The sequence below is a fragment of the Streptomyces sp. NPDC029152 genome, assembly GCF_055564355.1.
The window spans coordinates 1-3,283 of record NZ_JBVHWR010000055.1 but is presented as its reverse complement, the minus strand read 5'-3'; the positions used below and the strand labels follow the sequence as shown (position 1 = coordinate 3,283).

Sequence of the window (3,283 nt, the reverse complement as noted above, 5' to 3'; positions counted from 1 at the left end):
CTCCCCCTCACCCCCAACGGCAAGGTCGACACCAAGGCCCTGCCCGCCCCCGGCCACGACCGGCCCGACCTCGCCACCACCTACACCCCACCCCGGACGGACGTCGAACGCACCCTCGCCGCGGTCTGGGCCGAGATCCTCGGCGTCGACACCGTCGGCATCCACGACAACTTCTTCGAACTCGGCGGAGATTCGATCATCAGCATCCAGATGATCGCCCGTGCCAAGAAGTTCGGTCTGCACCTCACGCCCCGGCTGATCTTCAAGAACCAGACGATCGCCGAGATCGCGGCCCACGCCGGCACGGCCACACCGGTCGACGCGGAACAGGGCCGCGTGGTGGGCGAGGTGCCGCTGACACCCATCCAGCACTGGTTCTTCGAGAAGGACCTGCCGGCGTTCGACCACTTCAATCAGGCCGAACTCCTCGTCACCGAGGGGCTCGACGCCGACGTGCTGCGGCTCGCGCTGGCCGACCTGGTCGAGCACCACGACGCGCTGCGCCTGCGCTGCGCCGACGGGGCCGACGGCTGGCGCCAGTACCTGGACGAGACCGTGGACACCGGCTTCCTCGACGTGCACGACCTGTCCGGTGTCGCGGACGATTCCCTGACGTCGGTCTCGTCGGAGATCGCGGAGGAGACGCAGCGGAGCCTCGACCTGGCCAAGGGGCCGCTGCTGCGGGCCGCCCTGCTGGACTCGGGGCCCACGCGCGGACAACGCCTGCTCATCGTCGTACACCACATGGCGGTCGACGGCGTCTCATGGCGGATCCTGCTGGAGGACCTGGGCAGTTGCTACGAGCGGAGGGCCGCCGGGCTCGCGCCCCTGCTGCCGGCGAAGACGACGTCGTTCCGGTCGTGGGCACAGCGGCTGCACGACTTCGCCGACTCCGAACAGGCACGAGCGGAGTTCGCCTACTGGGCCGAGCCCAAACCGACCGGCCGGGTGCCGCGTGACCGGGACGGCCGCAACGACCTGGCCTCCGCCGCCGGTGTCGTGGCGAAGCTCAGCCCCGAGGAGACCCGTGCCCTGCTGCGGGACGTCCCGGGGGCCTTCAGCACCCAGATCAACGACGCGTTGCTCACCGCGTTGGCGCACGCCCTGCGGACGTGGACGGGGGACGACGAGATCCTGGTCGGTCTGGAAGGACACGGCCGTGAGGATCTGTTCCCCGACGTGGACCTGTCACGGACGGTGGGATGGTTCACGTCCGCCTTCCCCGTCACCCTGCGGCCGGCGCCGGGAGCCACCAGCGCGGTGGACTCGCTCGACTCCGTCCGCGAGCAGTTGGCGCGGATCCCCAACAAGGGCGTCGGCTACGGCATCCTACGCCACCTCGGTGCCCCGGACGTCGCCTCCGTACTGCGCCGGCAGCCCACTCCGGAAGTGAACTTCAACTACCTGGGGCAGTTCACCAGGGACCTGCCGGGCATCGGGCGGTACGCCGGCCCGGAAGAGCCCAAGGGCCACTCGATCAGCCCGGACGGCATGCGGTGGAACGTGCTGGACGTGACCGCCGCCGTCGAGGGCGACACGTTCGGCCTGTACATCAACTACTCGACCGCGCTGCACGACCGGCGCACCGTGGAGCAGCTGGCCGACGGCATCCTCGGCCACCTGCGCGAACTGATCGACGGCAGCGCCGACGGAGCCGCCGACGCCCGCCGGGAGACCCCCGGTGTCCCTCTCACCGATGTCGGTGACGCTGACATGGCCGCGATCCTGAAGAGGTTCTCGATATGAGCGCGCACAACGTGGAAGACGTCTACGGACTCTCGCCCCTGCAGTTCGGCATGCTGTACCACTCACTGGAGGACACCTCCGACACGCGCCCCTACATGGTGCAGATGACGGAGGAGGCCGAAGGACCCTTCGACGAGACGCTGTTCGGCGCCGCCTGGCAGCAGCTCGTCGACCGGCACTCGATCCTCCGCAGCGCCTTCGTGTGGGAGGGGGTGTCGGAGCCGGTCCAGGTGGTGCAGCGCACGGCCGTCCTCCCCTTCGAGGTGAGGGATCTGCGCGGCCTGGCCGACCAGCGGGAACGGCTCGACGCCTTCCTGGCGGAGGACTGGGACCGAGGGTTCGACCTGTCACGGGCCCCGCTGGTCCGGGTCACCGTGCTGCGCATGTCCGAGGAACGCCGGATCGTCGTCTGGTCGTTCCACCACATCCTCCTCGACGGCTGGAGTGTGCAGATCCTCCAGAAGGAGCTGTTCGCCCTCTACCGCGCGCTGCTCGACGGCGCTCCCGCCGGCCTGCCGCCGACCGTCCCGTACCGCCGGTACATCGAGTGGCTCAACTCCCGGCGGGACGACGGCTCCGCGGTGTTCTGGACCGACTACCTGGCGGGCGTCACCGAGCCCACCGCCCTGAACGTCGACCGGGACACCGGCGACACGGGAGTCGGCGAGTTGGAGGTGTGTGCCTCCCCGGAGCTGTTCGCGCGGGCCCGGGACTACGCCAAGTCCCAGCGCGTCACGATGAACACCCTGGTACAGGGCCTGTGGTCGATCCTGCTCTCGCGGTACAGCCGACAGGACGAGGTGCTGTTCGGCTCGACCATCTCGGGCCGCTCGATCGATCTGCCCGGCGTCGAGTCGATGATGGGCCTCTTCATCAACACGCTGCCGGTGCGCGGCCGGCTCACGGGCGACCTGATCGTCTCCGAGTGGCTGCGTGATCTCCAGGACGAGCAACTGGAGATGCGTCAGTGGGAGTACTGCCACCTGGTCGACGTGCAGAAGCACAGCAGGATCCCGCGCGGCGAGCCGCTGTTCCGGTCCATCCTCGTCTTCGAGAACTACCCGGTGGTGCACAAACCGTCGGACTTCCCCGAGGGACTGAACCGACGCCTGGTGAACTGCGTGGAGCGCACGGGATACCCCCTGACCCTCGTCGTGTCGGCGGGCCGGGCCCTGGAGTTCCGCTTCGTCTACGACCGGAGCAGGTTCGACGCGGAGACGATCGCACGTATGGCAGGCCACCTCGAGAGCCTGCTGGCCTCCGTGGTGGACGCGCCCGGGGCCCGCATCGGTGACCTCAACATGCTGACGGCGGGGGAGCGGCGGGAGATCCTGGTCGACTGGAACGGTGTCAGCGGTCCGTATCCGGACACGGCGACGATCCACCGGCTGATCGAGGAGCGGGTGGTTGCCGATCCGGATGCGGTGGCCGTGGCCTTCGGTGACCGGAGCTGGTCCTACGGGGAGATCAACGCGCGGGCGAACCGGCTGGCGCATCATCTGCGTGGCATCGGGATCACTCCGGACACGCTGATCGC

Annotated in this window: 2 protein-coding genes; both read left to right on the top strand. The window is 69.2% G+C overall.

The features are described from left to right. Positions 1 to 1,746: condensation domain-containing protein (locus tag ACZ4V6_RS36420; RefSeq protein WP_467835546.1), on the top strand; the 1,746-nt coding region annotated here is incomplete at its 5' end. Further along, the coding region (locus tag ACZ4V6_RS36415; RefSeq protein ID WP_467835544.1) for a condensation domain-containing protein at positions 1,743 to 3,283 on the top strand (1,541 nt) is incomplete at its 3' end. The genes ACZ4V6_RS36420 and ACZ4V6_RS36415, both read left to right, overlap by 4 nt.